Source organism: Olleya sp. YS (assembly GCF_029760915.1).
Lineage (GTDB): Bacteria > Bacteroidota > Bacteroidia > Flavobacteriales > Flavobacteriaceae > Olleya.
The window spans coordinates 2,546,879-2,569,767 of record NZ_CP121685.1; the positions used below are offsets into that span (position 1 = coordinate 2,546,879).

The following is a 22,889-nucleotide window of genomic DNA, read 5'->3' on the forward strand; positions in this document are numbered from 1 at the left end:
ATAGTTGTTTATTGTCTTCTTGATCTTGTACTTCTTGAATTAGAAGATGATGACCTAGATTTGTTTACTTTGTCTGTGCTTCTAGATCTACTAGCCTGAGGCTTACTATTTGTTCTGTTAGATCTATTACTAACTGTACTTCTAGTTCTAGGCTTAGATGTCGTAGCTTGATTATTTCTACTGGTTCTAGGCGCACTGTTAACGGTTCTATTACTTCGTGTTTTAGGTTTAGTTACCGTATTGTTTCTAGAAGTTCTAGGTTTGGTATTAGCATTACTATTACCTCTAGATCTAGGTTTACTAGTAGTTGTACTGTTTCCTCTAGTTCTTGGTGTACTATTAATGGTACCGTTGTTTCTAGTTTTGGGTTTTACAGTATTATTACCTCTATTTCGCGGTGTGCTATTAACACCAGTATTGTTTCTAGATCTAGGTTTACTGTTTACAGTACTATTTCCTCTAGTTCTAGGCGTAGAGTTTGTTGCTGTTGTACCTCTTTTTCTAGGTTTTGCAGCAGTAGTACTATTTCCCCTTGTACGAGGTGTACTGTTAACTCTAGGTTTTCTACCTTCGGTTCTAGATGCTAAAGCTCTGTTTCTCTTTATAATGTTACCTCTTCTACTAGCTACTGCAGTTCTACGTCTAAAGTTATTTACGTAAGGTCTATCAAATCTATATCTAATAGGTGTATAGAATTGTCTATAAGGTGTAGAATATAATACACAGTAGTTTACAGGTGGAATAACGTAATATGAGTGCCAAGGTCTAAACACATAAGCTCTGTTATATATGTTTATAAATCCAGTACAGTGAGAAAAACGGTTGTAACGGTTGTAGTGTACATAAAGTCCACCAACACGACTAACATAACCTCGAGTGTTGTAGTTTATAAATACGTTACCTACTTGAGTTACACGACCATAATAATCATAATATACTGGAGTGTTTTCAACTTGAATAACAGCACCAAACTCATCATACTGCACGTAAGCACCATAATCGTAACCCGTGTTAAAGCTAATACTTGTGTTTCGGTTTCTTATTGATACGTTTACATTAGGTCCATAATTTGGCATGTAAAAATCAAATTGACCATCTGGAAAAACAGAAAACTCAATGCCATCTTCTACAAAAATAAAAGTATTGCCATACCCTCTAATGTAAGAGTTGTTAATGATACCATCGTCTAGAGTAGTATTTGTGTCTGCATTAACAGAAAACCCACTAAGGAGAATTGCTGATAATAAAAGGAATAAATGTTTCATAACTAAATGTTTTAAGATTGAACAATTACTTAATTACAAGCATCGTGCCAAACTACGAAAACGTTGTAGTGACAAGAGTTTTCGTAGTTTAATATTTCATAAAATAAAAAAGTCCAATAAACAATCTGCTTATTGGACTTTAATTTGAGGCAAAACTTATTTGTCTCTGCTGTAGTTTTTCAACTTAGGCTTCTTAATTTTCTTGCCTTTTCTATAATAGTAATAGTCATCATTATCATTGTAATCAAAATCAAAGTCGTCATCATAGTCATTATGGTTATGTCCACCTATATGATCGGCGTCACATACTGTATTTCCACAAAAACCACAATTAGCATTATATCTGTTAACATGACCTTTAACTTTAATTAATTTTCCACGCTTATTGTATTTTAAACGCATACCACCAATTTGATTGACTAGACCTCTTTTATTATAACCAATGTATACTGAACCAACACGTTTAATTTGATCAAATCGGTTATAATTTAAAAACACATTACCTATACGTCTAACTTTTCCACTTCTGTCGTGTAAAATAATCATACCTCTATCTCTTGGATTAGAAAAGGTAACTTGTGTTCCTGGTGCACCAAAGGTTGCATTTATGGATCTACGTCTTGTAGTATTACGTCTGTAATAATTATCACCTTGTGTATAATCTAGTTGTGTGTTAAAATCAAAGCTTCCGTCAGGAAAGATTAAAAATTCTACACCACGCTCTACAAACAAGATTGGTTGCACAAAATGATTTCTGTTTGATACTAAATCTTCACCTTGCGATGCAGATTTAACTTCTGCTGTTACGGTTGTTAATCCCATTAACAAACCTGTAAATAATAGTACTAATTTTTTCATAGTATTAAGGATTTAGATTTTGCCTACTAATTAAGCGTTTCGGCTATCGCTATTTTGATGAAATAGTTTCAATAGCTGTGCCAAACTTGTAAAGTGTTGATTTTGTTGGTGGTTTGAAGTGTGTAGAGAAGACTAATAATTTATACTTTCCAAATAGGAACATTTAAAAAAGTACTTAATGTATTAGTGTCTTTAGTTATGATATCTAATTTAGCATAATCAATTAAATTGATTCTAAATCCATTCTGTAAAACTAAATTGACTTCGTAACTTATATATTCATTTTCATTAGATTCTCCATTTGGGACTAATTCACCTAAAATTTGTAGGGCAACAATATCTTTAAAATGAGCACTCTTCTTTTTGTGATTAGTATTAAAACTTCTGTAAAATCTATTAATGGATGTATCAAATTTTATTGGAATACATAAAAAGTAAATAACATAGATGCCAACAATAAAAAATAGAGTAGCAATTCCGGTCATTATATAACTTTCTTTTAAAATTGAAAAGGAATTAGTAGTTACTATTTTAAAAATGGCATAACCAACTAATAATAAACCAATTAAAAACATTAATAAATAGGCTGAAACTAACAGAAGAGTAGGTTTATAGGCATAACCGTCTTTTACCTTTTGTAATCGATGCGTGACAATATTAGAGCCACTACTTCTTAAAGGTTTGGTTGACACATTGTTTTTTATATCTTCAATACTAAAGTCTTCCATTATAGATAATTAACAGTAATTAGTAGAAGATTAAATAAATATGTTACAACTTTTCTTTTAAATATTGACTAGTCACACTAGTTTTAACTTTAATAACTTCTTCTGGAGTACCAAAAGCTACAAGTTGCCCACCATTTTCACCTCCTTCTGGACCTAAATCTATAATGTGATCTGCACATTTAATGAGTTCTAAATTGTGCTCGACAACAATAATAGAATGGCCTTTAGCAATTAACGCATAAAAGGATTTTAATAATTTCTGGATGTCATGAAAATGTAATCCAGTTGTTGGTTCATCAAAAATGAATAATGTTTTGTCTTTTGTGTTTCCTTTACCTAAGAAAGTAGCCAGTTTTATACGCTGAGCTTCACCACCAGACAGGGTAGAAGAGCTTTGCCCTAATGTTACATAACCTAAACCTACATCTTGTAGCGGTTGTAGTTTGTTCTTAATTTTACTTGCACCATTATTATCAAAAAAAGTAATTGCATCATCAATAGTGAGGTTTAAAATATCATCAATATTTTTATCTGCAAATGTAACTTCTAGAACTTCTTTTTTAAATCGTTTGCCTTTACAAGTCTCACATTCTAAATGGACATCTGCCATAAATTGCATTTCTATAGTCACTTCACCTTCACCTTTACAGGTTTCGCAACGTCCACCATCCACATTAAAGCTAAAGTGTTTAGCAGCATAATTACGGATTGTGCTTAGCTTTTGCTTAGCATACAACGCTCTAATATCGTCATAAGCTTTAACGTAAGTTACTGGATTAGATCGTGATGAACGACCAATTGGATTTTGATCAATAAATTCAATATTTTGAATATTACTAAAGTTTCCTTTTAACTCGGTAAATTGCCCAGCTTTATCACTAAATCCAGTTAGTTGCTTTTGTATAGCAGGATATAATATTTTTTTAACTAAAGTACTTTTACCACTACCAGAAACACCTGTAATAACGGTCAACATTTCTAAAGGAAAGCTAACATCAATATTTTTTAAGTTATTTTCTCTAGCTCCAATAACATCAACACTATATTTACTAGTTCGACGTTTTTTAGGGACTTCTATTTTGAGAGTTTCATTTAAGTATTGCGCAGTTAAAGACTTTGATTTTAAAATATCTTTATATGTGCCTGTTGCAACGACTTCACCACCAAATGTTCCAGCTTCTGGACCAATATCTATAATTTGATCGGCTTCTTTCATGATGTCTTCATCATGCTCTACAACTATAACTGTATTACCTAAGTCGCGTAAGGACTGTAAGACTTTAATTAAACGCTCTGTGTCTTTAGGGTGTAATCCAATACTAGGTTCATCAAGAATATACATAGAACCTACTAAGCTACTTCCTAAAGATGTGGCTAAATTTATACGCTGACTCTCACCACCAGATAATGTGTTCGATTTTCTGTTTAGAGTTAAATAGTCCAACCCAACGTTATGTAAGAAGCTTAATCTGTTTTTGATTTCAACTAGTAAGCGCTCTGCAATTTTGGTGTCGTAATCATTTAATTCTAGTTGGTTAAAGAAGTTAGCTAACTTGTTTAATGGTAATTCTACTAAATCTGTTATAGTTGCATTTCCAATTTTCACGTAATTAGCTTCTTTGCGTAAGCGCTTACCATTACAGGTTTTGCATTTTGTTTTTCCTCTATAACGTGATAGCATCACACGGTTTTGAATCTTGTAGGCTTTACTTTCAAGCTCAGCGAAAAAGCTATTCAATCCTTCAAAATATTGGTTTCCATTCCAAATTAAGTTTTTGTGCTCATCACTCAACTCAAAATACGGTTTATGAATAGGAAAATCAAACTTATGAGAATTATTCACCAATTGATCTCTGTACCAACTCATGCTTTCTCCTCTCCAAGGGAATATAGCATTTTCATACACTGAAAGTGCTGTGTTTGGGATCACTAAATCATCATCAATACCAATAACATCACCATAACCTTCACATTTAGGACAAGCTCCATAAGGATTATTAAAACTAAATAAATGTACATTTGGCTCTAGAAAGTCGATACTATCCAGCTCAAATTTATTACTAAAATGTCTAATTGTGTTGTCCGCTAATGTTTCAATGAAACAATTTCCTTTACCTTCATAAAAAGCAGTTTGAACAGCATCTGCTAGTCTGTTGTAAAAATCTTCATCATTTTTAGTGACAATTCTATCCACAACTAAAAATAAATCTTTAGCATGTTTTAAACTGTTAGCTTCATCTAAGCGGATAACTTTGTTATTAGCTTTAACCCTTGCATAACCTTGTGCATTTAAGGCTTTAAGTTTGTCTTGCAATTCTCGACCTTCCTCTAAAATTATTGGTGATAACAGTAATAATTTTTCGCCTTCAGCTAAGGTTTTAATATAATTTAAAACATCAGTAACCGTATCTTTTCTAACCTCTTGGCCAGAAATAGGAGAGTAAGTATGTCCAATTCTTGCAAATAGTAGTTTTAAATAATCATAAATCTCTGTAGTGGTTCCAACCGTGGATCTTGGATTGGTGCTATTTACTTTCTGTTCAATAGCTATTGCTGGTGCAATTCCCTTAATATAATCTACCTTGGGTTTGTTTAATCGTCCTAGAAACTGTCTAGCATAACTGGATAAGCTTTCTACATAACGTCTTTGTCCTTCAGCATATAAGGTATCGAAAGCCAAACTTGATTTTCCAGAACCAGATAATCCTGTAATAACAACTAATTTTCTTCTAGGAATAACAACATCTATATTTTTAAGATTGTGCAATTTTGCACCTTTAATAATAATGTTCTCTTTTGGATTTACTTCGGAAAGCGTGGTACTCATAGTTGTTTTTAGAAATAAGAATGCAAAGATAACACAACTTGATCACCTTTTAAAACAGATTATTGTGCAATAAAATGTTAAAACTTCAGTTTTTTTTTGCTTTTTCGGAATGATTGTTGTTATATTTGGAACATATCAATAACCTAATTAAGCTTTTTGCCTATAGTAAAACATTACTTTTTAATTTATAAACCCCAAGCCAAAACCTGTTTTTGGTGCTTTAAAAGTAATGATTATGCAAAAAGAAACAATCACAGACGCTGTTCTAGTAAGTAACTATATCAAAGGTGATGAAACTGCTTTAGAAGTTTTAATTACTAGACACAAACAACGTATTTACAGTTTTATTTATTCAAAAGTTTACGACAGAGATGTCACTGAAGATGTTTTTCAGGACACTTTTATCAAGGTTATTCGTACCTTAAAACGAGGAAAATATAACGAAGAGGGTAAATTTTTACCTTGGGTTATGCGTATTGCACATAATTTAGTCATTGACTATTTTAGAAAGAATAAAAGAATGCCAAAATTTGATAATTCTGGCGAGTTTAACATCTTTTCGGTAATTAGTGATAGTTCATTAAATGCTGAAAAAACTATGGTAAAAGAACAAGTTGAAGCAGATGTACGTCGATTGATTGAAGAATTACCAGAAGACCAAAAAGAAGTTTTAATGATGCGTATGTACAATGATATGAGTTTTAAAGAAATCTCAGAGCGTACAGGTGTTAGTATCAATACTGCATTGGGACGTATGCGTTATGCTTTAATAAACATGAGAAAGGTGATTGAAAAACATAATATTGTATTAACTAATTAGTGATACAATAAAGTAAAAGTTAGCTCGTTATCTGTGTAAACCTTAAACACAAATAAATGGCAAAAATTTACTCTAAACATTCGAAAACCCCTAAAAAACAAGATTTTAAATTGAATCCCAAAGATGAAACAGTAAGTTTTATTCTTAATTACTCTAAGGCTTTAAGTGTTATAAATTATAAAAATTTGAAGTTTGAAGCACTTCAAAACTAAACTTTGAAACGTCCTAATGATAATTAGGACGTTTTTTATTTATAATACGCTTTTAAAACAGAAGCTCTACCAATGGTTTTAGTAATTATATCTTTTTCTAAATCCCAACCTCTAGCTGGAGAGTATTCACGACCATACCAAATAATTTGAAGATGAAGGTCATTCCATAAATCTTTTGGAAATAAGCGTTTAGCATCTTTTTCTGTTTGTTGTACGTTTTTTCCATTACTTAAATTCCAACGATACATCAATCTGTGTATATGTGTATCTACAGGAAATGCAGGTACACCAAAAGCTTGACTCATAACAACACTAGCAGTTTTGTGTCCAACAGCTGGTAAAGCTTCTAAAGCTTCAAACGATTGTGGGACTTTACCATCATGCTTATCAATTAAAATATGAGACAAGCCATAAATACCCTTACTTTTCATAGGTGACAAGCCACAAGGCCTTATAATGTCTTTGATTTCCTCTTGACTCATTTTAATCATGTCATGAGGATTGTCCGCTTTTGCAAATAATAATGGTGTGATTTGATTTACTCTAACGTCAGTACACTGCGCAGATAATAACACAGCAACTAATAAGGTGTAAGGATCTTTATGGTCTAACGGAATTGGGATTTCTGGGTATAAGCGATTTAACGTATTTATAACAAAATCTACCTTTTCTTGCTTAGTCATTAGTCGTATTTTTGAGAGGTAATCAATTAAAATCAAAATTACGACTATGAATACATTAAAGCAAGGTGATACAGTACCAAATTTTACAGTTAATGATCAAGACGGAAACCCAGTATCATTATCAGATTATAAAGGAAAAAAATTAGTAGTTTTTTTCTATCCTAAAGCAAGCACACCAGGTTGTACTGCTGAAGCTTGTAATTTAACAGACAATTACAAAGCATTACAAGATAAAGGCTATGAAATTTTAGGAGTAAGTGCAGATTCTGAAAAACGCCAAGCTAATTTTAAAGCTAAATACAATTTTCCGTTTCCACTTTTAGCAGATGAAAACAAAGAGGTTATCAATGCGTTTGGTGTTTGGGGTTTAAAAAAGTTTATGGGTAGAGAATATGATGGAATCCACCGTAAAACATTTTTAGTGGATGAAAAAGGTGTAGTAGCTCATGTTATAGATAAGGTAAAAACAAAAGACCATGCTGCACAAATTTTAGCACTTTAATAAGTAATTAAATTTTAATAGTAATTAAAAAAGTTTAAATTAGCATTAACTAAACTAAATTAACCCTTACATATGAAAAAAATGATTTCGCTAGTATTTATAGCTTTTTTATCTATAAATGCTTTTGCACAAGATGACATGATGGAAGAAGAGACACCAAAGACTGATGACGTAAGATTAGGTGTAAATATTGGTACTACGTCTGGAGATGAAATGTCTAGGGACCGATTTTCTACAAATTTTACTGTTGATTTTACTTATTTATTACCAGTAACTAGCAACTTAAAAGTTGGTGGTCATTTGGCTTATACTAGATTAGCAATAAATGATAACAAAACTATAAGTACTGAATTTGATGAAGGATTTTTATCTTTTAGTGGTACATTTAGATTATATAATGATTCTGGAAAATTTTTCATAGGAAGTGACTTTGGCTATGGTTATGGTTTGGAAGATGGTGGTTTTTTATATAGACCAAGAGTCGGTTTTCAAATTTCAGAATGCTCTGGATTAAACATATCGTACATAGACTTAAACGACACTGTTAAGTATAATGCTGTAACCATTGGTTATGAATTTATTTTCTAATAACCATTTGCATATAAATTAAAAAAGCGACCTAACGGGTCGCTTTTTTATATGATAAAATCGAGATTACTCGGTTTCTTCCATAGTATGATAAACGTTTTGCACATCATCATCTTCCTCTAATTTTTCTAAGAGTTTTTCTACATCTGCAGCTTGTTCTGGAGTTAGTGGTTTAGTGACTTGCGGAATACGCTCAAAACCAGAAGATAATATTTCAATCTCACGACGCTCTAATTCTGCTTGTATAGCACCGAAACTCTCAAAAGGCGCATAAATTAAAATACCATCATCATCAACAAATACTTCTTCAGCACCAAAATCTATAAATTCTAATTCTAATTCTTCTGCATCTAATCCTTCTGCATTAACTCTAAAATTACAGGTGTGATCAAACATAAATACTACAGATCCTGAAGTACCTAAACTACCATCACATTTATTAAAATAGCTTCTAACATTTGCAACAGTACGTGTGTTGTTATCTGTAGCAGTCTCTACTAATACCGCAATTCCATGTGGAGCATAGCCTTCAAAAATTACTTCTTTAAAATCGCCTTGACTTTTATCGCTTGCTTTTTTTATAGCACGCTCTACATTATCCTTAGGCATATTTACCGCTTTGGCATTTTGTATGACAGCTCTTAAACGCGAGTTACTAGCTGGATCTGGTCCACCTTCTTTAACTGCCATTACAATATCTTTTCCAATACGTGTAAATGCCTTGCTCATTGCAGACCAACGCTTCATTTTACGTGCTTTTCTAAACTCAAAAGCTCTTCCCATAATTAGTTTGTTATATTTTTATTTGTGTCACAAATTTAAAAAAATAAGTGAATTTAATATGCTATTCTTCGTCCTCTTCAACAATATGTTCTATTGCTAATGCTAGCTTGAAATCTTTCTCTGTAACACCACCTGCATCATGTGTGGTTATGGATATTTTAAGTACATTATACTCGTTAGTCCATTCTGGATGATGGTTTAGTGCTTCACACTCAAAAGCCATTCTGCTCATAGCGCTAAAGCAATCTTTAAAGTTTCCAAATTCAAACTCAGCGTGTATCGCGTTATCATAGTATTCCCATTCTGGTAATCTTAATAAGCGTTGTTCAATTTCTGTTTGTGTAAGTTTTGACATGTTTTTTTATTTAAAAATAAGGAATTTAAACTTCTAATTCATTTAAAATATCTTGACTTAATAATTGCAAATGTTTTGGAAGCTTATTTTCTTTTGGTAATACTGCTAGATATCTATCGTCGTTAGTAGTAAATACTTGCTTAAATAAAGGGTTTTTTATACCAAGTGATAAAATAATTTCTCTTATAAAATCGTCGTGATGTACCAAATCTTGACTCCCTAAATGATAAATACCAGTTTTATTTCTGTTTATCATATAATGAATTTGTTGCGTGACTTTAGAGTCTGTAGTCACATTCATTATTAAATTAGGAAACACCTCTATAGGTAGTTTTTCTCTTAAATGAAGCTTAATTTCTTGTAATCTTGGTGATTGTGCGCCAAAAACCATTGGTAGTCTAATAATGGCTACATGTGCTTTTGGCAAGCGTAACAGCATGTTTTCAATTTTGATTTTAAAATGCCCATACATACTGTGACTTAATGTTTTATCATCTTCATAACTCGGGAATTTACTATACGCATCAAACACATTAGCAGACGACAAGAAAAATAATTTACTATTGGTTGCTAAGATATATTCAGCAATATGATAATGCGCAATCACCTGTGCCGAAAAATTACCACGAATAGCAGAAATAATAATGGTAGGTTTGACAATATCTAAGATTTCAAAAATATCGTCTTCTTCAATGTTATATTGAAAATAATGTTGGTTCTTACTAAAGGCACGATTATCTCTACAATAGGTACCAAACGTTCTAAAATAACCACAGAGTTCTTTATAGATGGCTTGACCTAAAAACCCACTGGCTCCAAGAATAAGTATACGATGTTTGTTATCTTTTTTCTTCCTCATTAATCTTTACTTCTCAAAAAGAATACCATATTTACCCTTTATAAAATGGTAACTTAACAACCGTTGCTGGAACTGCGTTTTTACGAATCTGGATATTTATTTTACTGTTAACATCTGCAAAAACAGTTGGCACATACCCTAAGCCAATACCTTTATTCAACATTGGTGACATGGTGCCAGAAGTAACCTCTCCAATTTTTTTACCTTGTCCATCTACAATATCATACCCTTGTCTTGGGATGCCACGCTCATCCAGCTCGAAAGCGACTAACTTACGGTCAACACCACGACGTTTTTGGTCTTCTAATGCTTCACTATTGGTAAATGGTTTAGTAAACTTTGTAATCCAACCTAAACCAGCTTCAAGAGGTGAAGTAGTATCGTCAATATCATTACCATACAAGCAGTAACCCATTTCTAAACGTAAAGTATCACGTGCAGCCAAACCTATTGGTTTTGCTCCAGCGTCTACCACTTTATCCCAAATTTGTTTAACCTCATTGTTTTTACAATAGATTTCAAAACCACCACTACCTGTGTAACCTGTTGCTGAGATGATTACGTGTTCTATACCAGCAAAATCTCCAACTTCAAAATTATAAAACTTGATAGCAGACAAATCTAAACTGGATAAAGCTTGCATTTTTTGTACTGCATTAGGACCTTGTATAGCAAGTAAGGAGTAGTCTTCGGACAAATCGCGCATCTCTGCACCAACAGTGTTTTTAGAGCTAATCCAGTTCCAATCCTTTTCTATATTACTAGCATTAACCACTAAAAGGTATTGCTCTTCTTTAATTTTATAAATAATTAAGTCGTCCACAATTCCACCAGTATCATTAGGTAAACAACTATACTGTGCCTTACCAACGGTTAGTTTTGACGCATCGTTACTAGATATGCTTTGTATTAAGTCTAACGCATGTGGTCCAGAGATTAAAAATTCTCCCATATGACTAACATCAAAGACACCACAATCTGTTCTAACTGCTTCGTGTTCTATGTTAACACCATCATACTGTACAGGCATATTGTAACCTGCAAATGGGACCATTTTTGCACCAAGTGCTTCGTGAGTTGCTGTTAACGCTGTATTTTTCATTAAATATATTTTTGTTTTACCGTCAAGCGGAAATTTTGTAAAATTTAGTCAAACAAAAGTATTGAAAAATATTGAGTTGATTTAAGGAAAGAAAATAATAAAAGGTGAAAGTTATTTTTAGTCAATAAAACGAAAAATATCTAAAGTTTTATTGAATAAAAATTTTGATGTTTTGAATAAAAACTAACGTTGTTGTATATGGTTTGTTGCGTATTTAAACACCTAATTTAGCAAATAAAACCCAATAGAAAATCCGCAAGGATTTTCGTAAGTAGGCTAAAACTAGCAATAAATTATATACTTTGTTATAGCACGTTTTTTTAATCAAAGCACTATAGGGAAAAATTTATTTTAGTCTCAATTTTAAATTCAATCCCTTTTCCTCGATATTTTGCTGGTGTAATTTGAGGAAGAGAATTTAATAACCTTATAGCTTCATCTAGTAGATGTTCGTTTCCTGTAGCAGATATATGAGAAATATTTCCATTTGGATCAACTCTAAATTTAGCTTTTACAATTCCTTCAATTCTATTTTTTTGGGCAATTTTTGGATAAGAGATGTTTTTTTCAAAGTGTGATTTAATGGTTTCATTGAAACAATTTTCACGTTCGCTATTTTTACCTTCAGGACAATTTACAAAAGATAAACTTTTGCGAATTACGAACCATTCATTACCATCAGAATCTACAACCCTATTAGGGTATATTTGGATTTCAGGGAATTGTATATCAGACGGGTAGGTTTTTGTTTTTTCAATTCCAGTTAAAGGAATTTTTTTTAAAGTTGAACAGGAAGCGCAAACTAATAAGACAAAAATGTATTTAAAGTAAGATAGTTTCATATAAGGTTATAAATGTATGCCGACTTTATGATGATAAGGAATCGTTTCAATGTTCTTTATCAGAAGTTAGTTTTAATTCGAAGTTAATTGAAAAAAATGATAAAGTCAAATGGTCAAACTTGATTATTAACCTCTATCCAATAGCCATCTGGATCTTGAAAATACACTTGTAGTATACCATCTTTTCTAATGTAATCTTTGTTTGGTGTATTTTTCCAATCTGAATAGGCTATATCTAGGTTGTTAAGATGTGTAATGAATGCTTCAAAATGAGGCGTTGATAACGCAAAATGAACTGCTTTATTGGTTACGACTTTTAATTCTGGTCTTGGTATAAGGTGTAATTGTCTACCATCATCAAACGATAACCATCTTGTTTTTGAGTTTGAAGCTGTATTTTCAATCTCTTGTAGTTGAAACACTTTTTTATAAAAATCTATAGACTGATTGACATCTTGTACAGAAATGGCTATATGATTTAAGCTAAAAGTCATAGTATTTAATTACTTTAATAAAAATGCTTTTAAATGGTTGTAACTACTAATTTTAGTCGCCACTTTGTTTTTACCCATAACCGATTGTATTTGCTTTGGTAACGATTGTTTTTCTATAATAACGTCTTCAACCACATCTAAAAACTTGGTTGGATGTGCAGTTTCTAAAAACACACAATGTGCATTAGGATTAGATTTTAAATAGGCTTTACATCCTAAATATCCAACTGCTCCATGTGGATCTGCTACGTAGTTATAGTTGTCGTATATCTCTTTTAAAGCCACCTTAGTTTCGTCGTCTGTAAAACTATAAGAGGATAAATTGTCCTTTAAACTATTAAAGTTGTTGTTATAGATTTCTTGGATACGAATAAAATTACTCGGATTGCCAACATCCATAGCATTACTAATAGTTTGAACAGATGGTTTTGGATTATAAATTTCTGTTTTTAGATAATTAGTTACAACGTTATTTTGGTTATTTGACGCAATAAAATGTTTAATAGGTAAGCCTAATTGTTGTGCCATCATACCAGCACACACGTTTCCAAAGTTTCCACTTGGTACAGAAAATACAATCTCTTTATGTGTATTATGTAATTGTTTGTAGGCAAACATAAAGTAGAGTAGTTGTGGTAACCATCGTGCTACATTAATAGAGTTTGCAGAGGTCAATTGCATTTTGCTAGTTAATTCCTCATCTAAAAACGCACGTTTAACCATGTCTTGGCAATCGTCAAAAACACCATCGACTTCTAATGCTTTAATGTTTTGTCCTAACGTAGTCAGTTGTTTTTCTTGTATCTCACTTACCTTTCCAGAAGGATAAAGGATAACTACATTAACACCTTTAACGCCCAAAAACCCATTGGCAACTGCACCACCTGTATCACCAGAAGTGGCTACTAAAACCGTCACTTCGTTAGTATTATTTTGATTAAAATAACCTAAACATCTAGCCATAAATCGTGCGCCAACATCTTTAAAAGCCATAGTTGGTCCATGAAACAACTCTAAAGTAGATATATTGTCGTTTAATTTTACCACAGGAAAATCAAACGATAACGTTTCCTTAATAATTGTTTTTAAGACATCTTTTGGGATATCTGGAAAGACAAATTGTTGTAAGGCTTCAAAAGCAATCTCGTTATAACTTAAATCATAAATATTTTCAAAAAATGAAGCAGGTAAAGGTGTAATACGTTCAGGAAAATATAAACCTTTATCTGGTGCTAATCCTTTGATGACTGCATCTTTAAACGTGGTGTTTGGTGCTTTATGGTTGAGACTGTAGTAATTCATTACTGAATTTAGTTGATTTGTTTTTTTTGTTAATTCGTTGATTTGAGATTCTTCACTATGTTCAGAATGACAAATTCATCATTATAAATTATTCATTTTTCATTATTCTAATTCCTTCTGTATTAATTTTAGACACATAAGTATTAAAATTAATCTCTGTTTTAGAATAAACTTTTTGCATCGCTTTAGCAACAGCTTCAGCAGTTTTTTTACTTTTAGATAATGTGAATATAGAAGGTCCAGAACCTGAAATTCCTGCTCCTAAAGCACCTGCTTTTATAACTTCAGATTTAACCACATCAAAATTTGGAATCAGTTGACTTCTGTAAGGTTCAACCACAACATCTTTTAATGCATTGCTTAATAAATTATAATTATTGGTGTGTAATGCATGAACTAAACTTCCAACGTTAGACCATTGGGTTATGGCGTCTTGTAACGGAATGTTTTTTGGTAATATAGCACGTGCTTCAGACGTTTTAATTTCTATTTGAGGATGAATGATGGTTGCATATAAATCGTCAGGAGTTGGTAATTGTAACACTTGTAATGGTGTTGTGCTTTTAACTAAAGTGAAACCACCAAAAATACCTGGTGCAATATTATCTGCATGCTCACAACCACTAGCAATAGCTTCTCCTTTCATAGCAAACTGGGTGAGTTGTGTCTTATTATATGGTCGTCCTAATAACTCATTAATAGCAAAAACACTACCAGAAGCACTCGCAGAACTGCTACCAATACCACTTCCAGGTTTAATGTTTTTATAGATGTCTATCTCAAAACCACAATCTGGTTGTGCATCATTATATAAGGCTAATGCAGATACACTTGCAACATTCTTATCAGTTTCAAAAGGTAAATCAGCTCCAACAATTTTAGAGATTCTAATCCCTTTTTCAGTCGTTTTTCTAATCACCATGTCGTCACCAATAGTGTCTAAGCAAAAGCCCAAGACGTCAAATCCACAGGAAACATTAGCAACAGTTGCTGGTGAAAATATTTTGATTTCGTTCATGTTTTTTACCACGAATTCACGAATGTTAATTTCCGCGAAAGCATTATTTTTAATTTTAATGTCTACAAGGTATTTAAACCTCACAAGAGTATTTATTTGAGTGAGTCACTGACTACTGCAACTGAACACTGCAAACTTATTTTATTTATTTCCAATTCTGATAATATCTGCAAACAAACCAGACGCAGTAACATCTGCTCCAGCACCAGCACCTTTAACAATTAACGGTTGTTCTGGATAGCGTTGTGTGTAAAACATGACAATGTTATCCTTTCCCTTTAAATTGTAAAACGGATGACCTTCTGGCACTTCTTGTAAGCCTACTTTTGCTTTACCATTTTTATATTCAGCAACATATTTTAACTGATAATTATTTGCTTTTGCAGATGCGTAAAGCTTTTGAAAATGAGCCTCGTCTGTAATTAAAGTTTCATAAAAATCATCTACAGAATCACTTTCTAAATTAGCTTTAGTTAAAAACGACTCATTTACAATGTCATCTATTTCCATTGGTACTCCGTTTTCACGAGCTAATATTAATATTTTTCTAGCCACATCAATTCCGCTTAAATCAATGCGAGGATCTGGTTCTGTGTACCCTTCAAATTGTGCTTGCTTAACGGTATCATGAAAATTCTTTTTATCACTAAAATTATTAAAGACAAAATTTAAGCTTCCAGACAATACTGCTTGAATACTTATCACTTTGTCACCTGAAGCAACTAAGTTATTTAGTGTATTAATTATTGGTAATCCTGCACCAACATTAGTTTCGTATAAAAATGGCGCATTGTATTTAAGTGATAAATCTTGTAAGTTTTTATACTCGGCATAACTCCCAGAACAGGCTATTTTATTACACGCAACCACAGCTACACTTTGCTTTAAATAGTTTTCGTAAACTTTAGAAACGTCATGGTTTGCAGTTATGTCTACAAAAATGCTATTTCTTAAGTTTAACTCGATGACTTTTTGGTAGAAACCTTCAATACTTGATTTATCAGCATGATGAAATTGTGCTGCCCAATTGTTTAAATCGATTCCTTTTGGATTAAAAATCATTTTTCTAGAATTGGCCATACCCACAATTTTGACATCCAATTTTAAGTTTTTCTTTAAAAAAGAATGTTGCTGCTGGATTTGATCGATTAGTTTTTCACCAACATTACCAATTCCAGTAATAAAGACATTAAGTTGTTTGGTGTTAACTTCAAAAAAGCGTTCGTGAACACTATTTAAAGCTTTTTTTACATCACTTGCATTGATTACTGCAGAGATGTTTTTTTCTGAAGCACCTTGTGCTATCGCTCTGACATTAATATTGTTTTTACCAAGCGTGCTAAATAATTTACCACTAATACCTTGATGACTTTTCATATTGTCGCCAATTAAGGCTATAATGGATAAGCCTTTTTCAACAGTAATAGGATTGATTTTATGTAAAGAGATTTCGTTTTCAAAGGTAGAATTTATGGCTTGTTCTGCTTGTTCTGCATTGCTTTCATCAATACCAAAACAAATTGAGTGTTCTGAAGATGCTTGCGTAATAAAAATAATGTTGATTTTTTCGTTAGCTAAAGTTTCAAACAAACGTTTTGAAAACCCAGGTATACCAACCATTCCGCTACCTTCTAAAGTCAATAATGCAACATTGTCAATATGACTAATACCTTTTACAGTTAAATTGTTTCCATTATTTTGATTAGAAATAATTGTACCAGTAGCTTCTGGTTGTAACGTGTTTTTTATATGTATTGGGATTGCTAAATCTAAAACTGGTTGAACCGTTGGAGGGTATAGTACTTTAGCACCAAAATGTGACAATTCCATAGCCTCTTGATACGATAAATTAGAAATCGGATAGGCTTGTTTTACTAATTTTGGATTAGTTGTATACATACCACTAACGTCTGTCCAGATTTCTAGCTGTTCCACCTTTAGAGCTGCTGCAATAATAGCAGCAGTAAAGTCTGATCCACCACGTCCTAAAGTGGTCGTTTCACCCAATTGTGATTTTGATACAAAACCTGGAAGTATAGTAATTTGCTGATTTGCTTTATTAAAGTAATCGGTTATATTTTTGTTAGTCACTTTGTAATTAACTTCTGCTTTTGAGAAATTAGAATTAGTTATAATAAGCTCTTGACTATTTTTTAAAACTGTATTTAAACCCATATCTTCCATTGTTTTAGCAATGATAAACGAAGATAGTAGCTCACCAAAACTGACTAGCTTATCTGAGGTTTTTGGAGATAATTCGTTAATTAAATAGATGCCATTTAGCAGTTGCTTTAAGTCGTTAAATTTGTTTTCTACTTCAGATAAAATAGATTTAGAATTTGGTGCTAATTCTTCAATAGCTTTAAAATGAATGGATTTAATAGTATCAAATACTGTCAAATACGCTTCATCTTTTTGTTTTGCTAATTCTCCAGCCTGTAATAGCTTATCAGTTATTCCACCAATAGCAGAAACCACACAAACTATAGGACTAGTCAATGCTTCTTTTTGAAGAATATCGATGACTCTTTTTATGTTTTGAGCTGAACCTACAGAGGTTCCGCCAAATTTTAATACTTTCATTGTTTTAATATTTATTATGGGACTTGTAGCTTTTAAAACTACTCAAACAGGAGAAATATATAGCGATTAACCCAAAAGGGTAATGGTCATAATTGATGTAAAAATAGTATGTGTTTTTTTCATTTTATGCGTCTATACTTATCAAATGTATTACTTTTACTTTTATGAAAAAAACCAAAAGTCAATTTTTATGAGATTGACAATTAATAGCCAATATTTTATTAAAAATGAAAATATTTTCGAAAGAACAAATTTATGAAGGAGATGCATTAACCTCTAAAAAACAAGGGATTACTTCTACCGAGTTGATGGAGCGTGCAGGAACACAAATTTTTAATTGGTTGCATTTGCGTATGCAAGGTGCACAAGTACCCATTCATATTTTTTGTGGTATTGGTAATAATGGAGGTGATGGATTAGTAGTTGCTAGACATTTAATTACGCATGGTTATAATGTTAAAACCTATATAGTTAACTATAGTAAAACACGATCTAAAGACTTTTTAGTTAATTACGAGCGTATTAAAAGCACGACTAAAGATTGGCCTTTATTACTAAATGATGCTAAAGAATTACCAGAAATAGACGAAAAAGATATCATTGTTGATGCTATATTTGGTATTGGTTTAAATAGACCCATTGTGACATGGGTGAAGCAATTATTTAATCATTTTAGAGATACAAAAGCATTTGTCTTATCTATTGATGTACCCTCTGGATTAGAAACAGATGCAGTGCCAAAAGATGAAGAATGTGTTGTAAATGCTGGATATACATTAAGTTTTCAGACTCCAAAGCTAGTTTTTTTTCTACCAGAAACAGCCAAATATACTGTACAATGGGAAGTTTTAGATATTGGGATTGATCCAGAATACTTATTTACAACGCCAACAGAAGCTGATTTAATTGGTAAAAACGAAGTTTTACCAATTTACAAACCAAGAGAAAAGTACAGTCATAAAGGTCATTTTGGTCATGCGTTAGTTATAGGTGGAAGTTATGGTAAAATTGGTGCAGTCACACTTGCCAGTCGTGGAGTTTTAACCATTGGAGCTGGAAAAGTGACAGCTTACATGCCTAAATGTGGTTATATACCTTTACAATCGAGTTTTCCTGAAGCAATGGTTATTACTGATATTGATGATGAAAAACTAACAAAAATAGACTTTAAGATAGAGCCTGATGTTGTGGCATTTGGAGTAGGAGCTGGAACAGATACCAAAACAATGTCTGCTTTTGAAGCGTTTTTAAAAACAAACACCAAACCATTAGTAATTGATGCAGATGGAATAAATATATTGGCTAAAAAGAAAACACTATTAAAATTACTACCTGAAAACACAGTGTTAACACCACATCCAAAAGAGTTGGAAGGATTAATAGGAAAGTGGACAGACGATTTTGATAAACTTAAAAAAACTAAAGCCTTATCTAAAAAATACAAATGTATAGTCGTAATAAAAGGTGCAAATACCATAACGGTTTATGGTGATAAATTATATGTTAACGCTACAGGAAATCCAAGTTTAGCTACTGCAGGAACAGGAGATGTATTAACAGGAATGATAACAGGATTAATCGCTCAAGGTTATGATGCGTTAGCAGCAAGCATTTTTGGTGTGTATTTACATGGTAAATCTGCAGATTTGCTAGTAGAAGAGTTAGGTTATCAAAGCTTTATTGCTAGTCATGTTATTGAAGGTATTCCGTTAGCTTATTTAGATTTATTTAAACAACCAGAACCACCACAAGTGGAAGAGGCTAATGAAAAAGAAAAGAAATAGTTTTAGTGCTGTATAATAGAATTCAATAAAAAAAGCGAACTTAAAAGTTCGCTTTTTTTATTATGCAGTATTATTTTTTTAAATTCCGTAAGCCTCAAAATAGGCTTTTATATTTGGATAAGAAGGTCTTGGTGCATCAGCATCTGCAATATTACCATTTGGATCTATTAAAATAAATCTTGGAATCGAGTTAATTTTATAACCCGTTACGAAATCAGATTCAAACGCTTTATCAGAAAATAACTGAATTCCACTCATCTCTTTGTCTTCAATCATCTTTCTCCAACCTTCTTTTGCTAGTGCAAAAGATTCTTCTTTACTGTTAGCTCTATAACCTCTTCCGTTATCTGTAGATATACTTACAAAAGCAATATTTTTTCCTTCGTAATCTTTTTCTAAAGTTTGTAATGACGGTATTTCACCAATACAAGGTCCACACCAAGTAGCCCAAACATCAATATACACATATTTTCCTTTTAAGTCAGATAAAGATGTTGTTCCACCTTTAAAGTTTTCATAGTTTTCAAACGTAGGTGATGGTGACCCAACAGGAAATTGCTCTTTTAATTTAATACTTCCTAAAACATAACTTTTTAAACCATTTAAATTTGGTTCTACTTGTTTTATAGAATTAGCAATAATAGTAGAATCTACAGCTTTATTTTTATCATAAAATGCTAACATTTGTTTTTTAATGTCTTCTATTTTGCTCTCTAATCCAGTAGAATCTAAGCTTTTTAAAGCTTCAATATCTACTAGTTTATCTTCAAATTTATTTTTTTCGATTAAAAAGTTAGATTTTTCTGCACCTTTACCAGAAAATGAAGCAGATTCTTTAAAATCTTTTGCATCAATTGTCATTTTAACATCCATATCATTTTCTAAAAAGATATAAGTTTGACTTTTCCCATCATACACGCCATATAATCCTGGATTAACTTTTAAGGTATCACTAAAAGTACCATCTTCATTAACTTTAATAGTTTTATTAAATGTTCTTCCTTGATAAACAACTAAAGAATCACTGTTTTTATTTTCTATTTTACCAGAAAAGGTTGCATAATCTTTTGGTGCTTCTTTTTTGCAAGCAATTATAGATACTATTGCTAAACAAACTAATAGTTTTTTCATTGTTTTAGTTTTAATTTTTGCCAAAAATATAGAGAATAAAACTAGTTTTAAAGATTTTGTTTAATTATTAACAATTCCTTGCATATTATTAATGTAATGATGATTTTTGAAAAGAGATAAAAAACGACATGAATTCTGCACATATAATATCCACAAAGTCATTAGATTTGGAAGCTATCCAAACTATAATTTTAGAGCAAAAGCAATTAAAATTATCTGATGAATCTGTTGATAAAATTAAAAACTGTAGATTATATCTAGACAAAAAATTAAAAGCAGAAACAAGACCAATATATGGTATAAACACTGGCTTTGGGTCTTTATACAACGTTAAGATTTCTAAAGAAAACTTAACAAAACTTCAAGAAAATTTAATGATGTCTCATGCTTGTGGTACTGGAGATTTAGTGCCAAATGAGATAGTTAAACTCATGTTGTTGTTAAAAATTCAGTCAATAAGTTATGGACATTCTGGAGTGCAATTACAAACTGTACAAAGACTTATCGATTTTTACAATAATGATATCTTACCATTAGTTTACACACAAGGATCGCTTGGTGCATCTGGAGATTTAGCACCTTTAGCACATTTGTCTTTACCCATAATTGGAAAAGGTAAAGTGTATTATAAAGATGCTGTTTTAGAAGCAGAAGATGTATTAAAGCATTTTGGTTGGCAACCAATTACATTACAATCTAAAGAAGGATTAGCATTGTTAAATGGTACTCAGTTTATGAGTGCTTACGGTATTTTTTTGCTTATAAAATCTTATAAATTATCTTATTTAGCAGATCTTATTGGAAGTATATCTATTGATGCTTTTGATGGTAGAATAGAGCCATTCAATCAGTTAATTCATCTAGTTAGACCGCATAACGGACAATTAAAAACAGCAGCACGTGTAAGTGAGTTTTTGGAAGGAAGTGAAATTATAAACCAAGAAAAACAGCATGTACAAGATCCATATAGTTTTAGATGTATTCCGCAAGTTCATGGCGCAACTAAAGATACATTAGAATTTGTACGAAAGACTTTTGTTATAGAAATTAATTCGGTTACAGATAATCCAAATATTTTTGCAAATGAGGATGAAATTATTTCTGGAGGAAATTTTCATGGTCAACCTTTAGCTTTAGCATTAGACTATTTAAAAATAGCTATGGCAGAATTAGGTAACATTTCTGAACGTCGAGTGTTTCAATTAGTATCAGGATTAAGAGGATTACCAGCATTTTTAGTAAATAATCCAGGATTAAATTCTGGGTTTATGATTCCGCAATACACAGCTGCAAGTATAGTTAGTGCCAATAAGCAATTAGCTACTCCAGCCTCTATAGATAGTATTGTGTCTAGTAACGGACAGGAAGATCACGTTAGTATGGGAGCCAACGCTGCAACTCAAGCTTATAAGTTAGTAAATAATGTAGAGCGCGTGTTAGCTATTGAATTGTTTAATGCTTCACAAGCATTAGATTTTAGACTACCATTAAAATCTAGTCCTTTTATAGAACAATTTTTATCAAGCTATCGTCAAGTTGTACCGTTTATTAAAGAAGATGAAATATTACACGATGATATAGAAGCTTCAATAGACTTTATTACAACTATAATTATAGACTCAGATGAGTTGTTTAATTAAACAACTTTGCTTAGAATATTGTTTGCCCAAATCTTTGCATCTTCAAGATTAGAGAAGGATTCAAATGGTTTATTTAAAAATAAACGTTCTACCTCTACATTTCTATTTGAAAACTCACCAATGACAGCTGCAAATCCAGAAAGATTACATATCTGAGAAGATTCTATGTAAATAGTTGGATCAACAGAGTAAGAATTTATTCTATTTGATATATAAACAAAAGGTTTATCGTTAAAAACATCTAAAATTTCACTGGATTGTAATCTACTTTCGACTTTACCAAATATGACACCTTCATTTATAGTGGATATAACATAATTATCAGAAAATAGAAGTGTACAAAACTTTAATTCTTTTATCATAATAGCGATTATTAATTCTTTACAAAATTAATTGTTGCCTCTCTATTTCTTCGATTTGCGTATACCGTAGAACTAAATTTCGTCAAACGGTAAAATTAATCGACAAAAAATACTAAAACGTTGATTTTAAAGCAGTTGAACTAACTATAAA

General features: G+C 31.7%; 22 protein-coding genes. 6 read left to right on the forward strand and 16 right to left on the reverse strand.

Annotated features, from left to right (window positions below):
• Positions 1-8 precede the first annotated feature (8 nt).
• From Ollyesu_RS11625 to uvrA, 4 genes are all read right to left on the reverse strand, one after another.
• The gene (locus tag Ollyesu_RS11625; RefSeq protein WP_279301392.1) at positions 9-1,265 is read right to left on the reverse strand and encodes a hypothetical protein; all 1,257 of its coding nucleotides are present in this window, start codon (positions 1,263-1,265) and stop codon (positions 9-11) included.
• Between the two features lie 156 nt (positions 1,266-1,421).
• The gene (locus tag Ollyesu_RS11630; protein ID WP_279301393.1) at positions 1,422-2,123 is read right to left on the reverse strand and encodes a hypothetical protein; all 702 of its coding nucleotides are present in this window, start codon (positions 2,121-2,123) and stop codon (positions 1,422-1,424) included.
• A 140-nt stretch (positions 2,124-2,263) separates the two neighbouring features.
• A complete protein-coding gene (locus Ollyesu_RS11635) occupies positions 2,264-2,851 on the reverse strand; it encodes a hypothetical protein (protein WP_279301394.1) in 588 nt (195 codons plus the stop codon).
• Positions 2,852-2,894: 43 nt separating this feature from the next.
• Positions 2,895-5,678 (reverse strand): excinuclease ABC subunit UvrA, encoded by a 2,784-nt coding sequence (gene uvrA, locus Ollyesu_RS11640; RefSeq protein ID WP_279301395.1) that lies wholly within the window; start codon positions 5,676-5,678, stop codon positions 2,895-2,897.
• Between the two features lie 235 nt (positions 5,679-5,913).
• Here uvrA and Ollyesu_RS11645 point away from each other — a divergent pair, with 235 nt between their 5' ends.
• A complete protein-coding gene (locus Ollyesu_RS11645; RefSeq protein WP_279301396.1) occupies positions 5,914-6,498 on the forward strand; it encodes a sigma-70 family RNA polymerase sigma factor in 585 nt (194 codons plus the stop codon).
• A gap of 56 nt (positions 6,499-6,554) precedes the next feature.
• Positions 6,555-6,710, forward strand: coding sequence for a hypothetical protein (locus Ollyesu_RS11650; RefSeq protein WP_279301397.1), 156 nt, complete (start codon positions 6,555-6,557; stop codon positions 6,708-6,710).
• 35 nt (positions 6,711-6,745) lie between these two features.
• Here the strand turns inward: Ollyesu_RS11650 and nth are convergent, their stop codons facing one another.
• A complete protein-coding gene (gene nth, locus Ollyesu_RS11655) occupies positions 6,746-7,393 on the reverse strand; it encodes an endonuclease III (RefSeq protein WP_279301398.1) in 648 nt (215 codons plus the stop codon).
• A gap of 46 nt (positions 7,394-7,439) precedes the next feature.
• On the opposite strand from nth, the gene bcp reads away from it, so the two are divergent.
• Together bcp and Ollyesu_RS11665 are read left to right on the forward strand one after the other, a co-directional pair.
• Positions 7,440-7,895 carry a thioredoxin-dependent thiol peroxidase gene (gene bcp / locus Ollyesu_RS11660; protein WP_279301399.1) on the forward strand — a complete coding sequence of 152 codons (456 nt, stop codon included), beginning with the start codon at positions 7,440-7,442 and terminating at the stop codon, positions 7,893-7,895.
• Between the two features lie 72 nt (positions 7,896-7,967).
• Entirely contained in the window at positions 7,968-8,483 is a 516-nt protein-coding gene (locus tag Ollyesu_RS11665) for a hypothetical protein (RefSeq protein WP_279301400.1), read from the forward strand.
• A gap of 66 nt (positions 8,484-8,549) precedes the next feature.
• Here Ollyesu_RS11665 and Ollyesu_RS11670 read toward each other — a convergent pair whose 3' ends face one another.
• From Ollyesu_RS11670 to thrA, 9 genes are all read right to left on the reverse strand, one after another.
• Positions 8,550-9,266 (reverse strand): YebC/PmpR family DNA-binding transcriptional regulator, encoded by a 717-nt coding sequence (locus Ollyesu_RS11670; protein WP_111659427.1) that lies wholly within the window; start codon positions 9,264-9,266, stop codon positions 8,550-8,552.
• A 61-nt stretch (positions 9,267-9,327) separates the two neighbouring features.
• Positions 9,328-9,621, reverse strand: a complete 294-nt coding sequence (locus Ollyesu_RS11675; protein WP_279301401.1) for a 4a-hydroxytetrahydrobiopterin dehydratase — start codon at positions 9,619-9,621, stop codon at positions 9,328-9,330.
• 25 nt (positions 9,622-9,646) lie between these two features.
• Positions 9,647-10,480: a sugar nucleotide-binding protein gene (locus Ollyesu_RS11680; protein WP_279301402.1), complete on the reverse strand. Its 834-nt coding sequence runs from the start codon at positions 10,478-10,480 to the stop codon at positions 9,647-9,649.
• A 31-nt stretch (positions 10,481-10,511) separates the two neighbouring features.
• Positions 10,512-11,582, reverse strand: coding sequence for a glycine cleavage system aminomethyltransferase GcvT (gcvT, locus tag Ollyesu_RS11685; RefSeq protein WP_279301403.1), 1,071 nt, complete (start codon positions 11,580-11,582; stop codon positions 10,512-10,514).
• A 332-nt stretch (positions 11,583-11,914) separates the two neighbouring features.
• Positions 11,915-12,424, reverse strand: coding sequence for an energy transducer TonB (locus Ollyesu_RS11690; RefSeq protein WP_279301404.1), 510 nt, complete (start codon positions 12,422-12,424; stop codon positions 11,915-11,917).
• 113 nt (positions 12,425-12,537) lie between these two features.
• Complete coding sequence (locus Ollyesu_RS11695) at positions 12,538-12,918, reverse strand: VOC family protein (RefSeq protein WP_279301405.1); 381 nt, start codon at positions 12,916-12,918, stop codon at positions 12,538-12,540.
• 9 nt (positions 12,919-12,927) lie between these two features.
• Positions 12,928-14,220 (reverse strand): threonine synthase, encoded by a 1,293-nt coding sequence (gene thrC, locus Ollyesu_RS11700; RefSeq protein ID WP_279301406.1) that lies wholly within the window; start codon positions 14,218-14,220, stop codon positions 12,928-12,930.
• An 88-nt stretch (positions 14,221-14,308) separates the two neighbouring features.
• On the reverse strand, positions 14,309-15,238 hold the full coding sequence (locus tag Ollyesu_RS11705) for a homoserine kinase (protein ID WP_279301407.1): 930 nt from the start codon (positions 15,236-15,238) through the stop codon (positions 14,309-14,311).
• Between the two features lie 141 nt (positions 15,239-15,379).
• Complete coding sequence (gene thrA / locus Ollyesu_RS11710; protein ID WP_279301408.1) at positions 15,380-17,821, reverse strand: bifunctional aspartate kinase/homoserine dehydrogenase I; 2,442 nt, start codon at positions 17,819-17,821, stop codon at positions 15,380-15,382.
• A 227-nt stretch (positions 17,822-18,048) separates the two neighbouring features.
• On the opposite strand from thrA, the gene Ollyesu_RS11715 reads away from it, so the two are divergent.
• Positions 18,049-19,605, forward strand: a complete 1,557-nt coding sequence (locus Ollyesu_RS11715; RefSeq protein ID WP_279301409.1) for an NAD(P)H-hydrate dehydratase — start codon at positions 18,049-18,051, stop codon at positions 19,603-19,605.
• 78 nt (positions 19,606-19,683) lie between these two features.
• Here the strand turns inward: Ollyesu_RS11715 and Ollyesu_RS11720 are convergent, their stop codons facing one another.
• Entirely contained in the window at positions 19,684-20,736 is a 1,053-nt protein-coding gene (locus Ollyesu_RS11720) for a TlpA disulfide reductase family protein (RefSeq protein ID WP_279301410.1), read from the reverse strand.
• A gap of 128 nt (positions 20,737-20,864) precedes the next feature.
• Here Ollyesu_RS11720 and hutH point away from each other — a divergent pair, with 128 nt between their 5' ends.
• Positions 20,865-22,376 (forward strand): histidine ammonia-lyase, encoded by a 1,512-nt coding sequence (gene hutH / locus Ollyesu_RS11725; protein WP_279301411.1) that lies wholly within the window; start codon positions 20,865-20,867, stop codon positions 22,374-22,376.
• Here hutH and Ollyesu_RS11730 read toward each other — a convergent pair.
• Positions 22,373-22,738 (reverse strand): hypothetical protein, encoded by a 366-nt coding sequence (locus Ollyesu_RS11730; RefSeq protein ID WP_279301412.1) that lies wholly within the window; start codon positions 22,736-22,738, stop codon positions 22,373-22,375. The genes hutH and Ollyesu_RS11730 overlap by 4 nt on opposite strands.
• Positions 22,739-22,889 lie beyond the last annotated feature (151 nt).

What these genes read in the sequence shown, in the direction of transcription:
- Ollyesu_RS11625 (WP_279301392.1), bottom strand. Translation starts at nt 1,265, where the DNA reads ATGAAACATTTATTCCTTTTATTATCAGCAATTCTCCTTAGTGGGTTT.
- Ollyesu_RS11675 (WP_279301401.1), bottom strand. Translation starts at nt 9,621, where the DNA reads ATGTCAAAACTTACACAAACAGAAATTGAACAACGCTTATTAAGATTA.
- Ollyesu_RS11665 (WP_279301400.1), top strand. Translation starts at nt 7,968, where the DNA reads ATGAAAAAAATGATTTCGCTAGTATTTATAGCTTTTTTATCTATAAAT.
- Ollyesu_RS11715 (WP_279301409.1), top strand. Translation starts at nt 18,049, where the DNA reads ATGAAAATATTTTCGAAAGAACAAATTTATGAAGGAGATGCATTAACC.
- Ollyesu_RS11705 (WP_279301407.1), bottom strand. Translation starts at nt 15,238, where the DNA reads ATGAACGAAATCAAAATATTTTCACCAGCAACTGTTGCTAATGTTTCC.
- Ollyesu_RS11635 (WP_279301394.1), bottom strand. Translation starts at nt 2,851, where the DNA reads ATGGAAGACTTTAGTATTGAAGATATAAAAAACAATGTGTCAACCAAA.
- Ollyesu_RS11730 (WP_279301412.1), bottom strand. Translation starts at nt 22,738, where the DNA reads ATGATAAAAGAATTAAAGTTTTGTACACTTCTATTTTCTGATAATTAT.
- gcvT (WP_279301403.1), bottom strand. Translation starts at nt 11,582, where the DNA reads ATGAAAAATACAGCGTTAACAGCAACTCACGAAGCACTTGGTGCAAAA.
- nth (WP_279301398.1), bottom strand. Translation starts at nt 7,393, where the DNA reads ATGACTAAGCAAGAAAAGGTAGATTTTGTTATAAATACGTTAAATCGC.
- thrC (WP_279301406.1), bottom strand. Translation starts at nt 14,220, where the DNA reads ATGAATTACTACAGTCTCAACCATAAAGCACCAAACACCACGTTTAAA.
- Ollyesu_RS11650 (WP_279301397.1), top strand. Translation starts at nt 6,555, where the DNA reads ATGGCAAAAATTTACTCTAAACATTCGAAAACCCCTAAAAAACAAGAT.
- Ollyesu_RS11720 (WP_279301410.1), bottom strand. Translation starts at nt 20,736, where the DNA reads ATGAAAAAACTATTAGTTTGTTTAGCAATAGTATCTATAATTGCTTGC.
- Ollyesu_RS11690 (WP_279301404.1), bottom strand. Translation starts at nt 12,424, where the DNA reads ATGAAACTATCTTACTTTAAATACATTTTTGTCTTATTAGTTTGCGCT.
- Ollyesu_RS11645 (WP_279301396.1), top strand. Translation starts at nt 5,914, where the DNA reads ATGCAAAAAGAAACAATCACAGACGCTGTTCTAGTAAGTAACTATATC.
- Ollyesu_RS11630 (WP_279301393.1), bottom strand. Translation starts at nt 2,123, where the DNA reads ATGAAAAAATTAGTACTATTATTTACAGGTTTGTTAATGGGATTAACA.
- thrA (WP_279301408.1), bottom strand. Translation starts at nt 17,821, where the DNA reads ATGAAAGTATTAAAATTTGGCGGAACCTCTGTAGGTTCAGCTCAAAAC.
- Ollyesu_RS11670 (WP_111659427.1), bottom strand. Translation starts at nt 9,266, where the DNA reads ATGGGAAGAGCTTTTGAGTTTAGAAAAGCACGTAAAATGAAGCGTTGG.
- hutH (WP_279301411.1), top strand. Translation starts at nt 20,865, where the DNA reads ATGAATTCTGCACATATAATATCCACAAAGTCATTAGATTTGGAAGCT.
- Ollyesu_RS11695 (WP_279301405.1), bottom strand. Translation starts at nt 12,918, where the DNA reads ATGACTTTTAGCTTAAATCATATAGCCATTTCTGTACAAGATGTCAAT.
- uvrA (WP_279301395.1), bottom strand. Translation starts at nt 5,678, where the DNA reads ATGAGTACCACGCTTTCCGAAGTAAATCCAAAAGAGAACATTATTATT.
- bcp (WP_279301399.1), top strand. Translation starts at nt 7,440, where the DNA reads ATGAATACATTAAAGCAAGGTGATACAGTACCAAATTTTACAGTTAAT.
- Ollyesu_RS11680 (WP_279301402.1), bottom strand. Translation starts at nt 10,480, where the DNA reads ATGAGGAAGAAAAAAGATAACAAACATCGTATACTTATTCTTGGAGCC.